Here is a 1312-nt window from a genome sequence, read left to right as displayed (position 1 = left end):
TGAACCGTTCCGGGATTTTGAGAGGCCCCGTGGTGTGAGTCAGACCGGGATGGCTTGACCGGAAAGTTGACGATAGTAATTCATTTCAGCTTCAGCAGGCGGGATATGGCCAATCGATTCCAGCAAACGATGATGGTTGAACCAGGAAACCCATTCCAACGTGGCCAGTTCGACCGATTCACGGGTCTTCCATGGCGCGCGCTTCTTGATCAACTCCGTCTTGTACAAACCATTGATGGTCTCGGCCAGAGCATTGTCGTAGCTGTCGCCCCGGCTGCCGACCGACGGCTCGATGCCCGCTTCAGCCAGGCGTTCACTGTAACGGATGGAAACGTATTGCGAGCCTCTGTCGCTGTGATGGATCAGGGCGTCGTTGCGCTCCGGTTGCCGGGCATACAGCGCCTGCTCCAGCGCGTCCAACACGAAGTCAGTGCGCATCGAACTACTCACGCGCCAGCCGACGATTCGGCGAGCAAACACGTCGATCACGAAAGCGACATAGATCATGCCTTGCCAAGTCGAGACGTAGGTGAAGTCGCTGACCCACAACTGATTCGGCCGGTCGGCCCGGAACTGGCGCTTGACCCGGTCCAGCGGGCAAGGCGCAGCGGCATCGCCAATCGTGGTTCGCACGACCTTGCCACGCACGGCCCCGCGCAGGCCGGCGAGACGCATCAAGCGCTCAACCGTGCAACGCGCCACTTCGATCTGCTCGCGCTTGAGCTGGCGCCAGACTTTCTCTGCGCCGTAGACCTGCATGTTGGCGTGCCAAATACGATGGATATGAGCACTCATGAGTTCGTCACGGTGGGCTCGCGCACAACGCAAGGCAGGATTCCTAACTTGGGCGGCATGGCGCCAGTACGCCGACGGGGCGACCTGCAGTGCTTTGCAAATCGGCTCGGCCCCGTAGACAGCACGATGCTGGTCAACAAAAGCCCTGACTACTTGCGGTGGCGGTCGAGCTCCGCCTGGGCGAAAAAAGCGCTCGCCAAACGCAGGATCTCGTTCGTCCTGCGCAATTCCTTCACTTCGCGCTCAAGTGCGCGGACGCGTTCCTGCTCGGCCGTCGTTGGCCCTCCTCGCAGGCCTGCGTCCGTTTCATGCTGGCGAACCCAGCGCCGCAGAGTCTCCGGCGTGCAGCCAATTTTGGCAGCAATTGATGAAATGGCAGCCCACTGCGAGCTGTGCTCGCCTTGGCATTCCATGACCATACGGACGGAGCGTTCGATTACTTCGGGCGAGTGCTTAGATTTTTTCATAGATCCATTTTCTCAAATAATGGAGCCTCCCAGTTTTCCGGAACGGTTCA

1 protein-coding gene and 1 other annotated feature are annotated in these 1312 nt (G+C 59.4%); the gene reads right to left on the bottom strand.

Features of this window, described 5'->3' with window-relative positions; all coding sequences use genetic code 11:
• Nucleotides 1-39: 39 nt before the first annotated feature.
• Nucleotides 40-1262, bottom strand: a protein-coding gene (locus GTP27_RS23235) for an IS3 family transposase (RefSeq protein ID WP_161041456.1) whose coding sequence is annotated in 2 segments (ribosomal slippage) — nucleotides 40-986 and nucleotides 986-1262 — 1224 coding nt in all. Because the reading frame shifts where the segments join, the coding sequence is not laid out codon by codon here.
• Nucleotides 871-987: a sequence feature (AL1L pseudoknot), on the bottom strand. (Overlaps the previous gene by 117 nt.)
• Nucleotides 1263-1312: the final 50 nt, after the last annotated feature.

This window comes from Duganella qianjiadongensis (assembly GCF_009857915.1).
In the GTDB taxonomy this organism is placed as follows: Bacteria; Pseudomonadota; Gammaproteobacteria; order Burkholderiales; family Burkholderiaceae_D; genus Rugamonas; species Rugamonas qianjiadongensis.
This window is presented reverse-complemented; position numbering and strand designations above follow the sequence as displayed.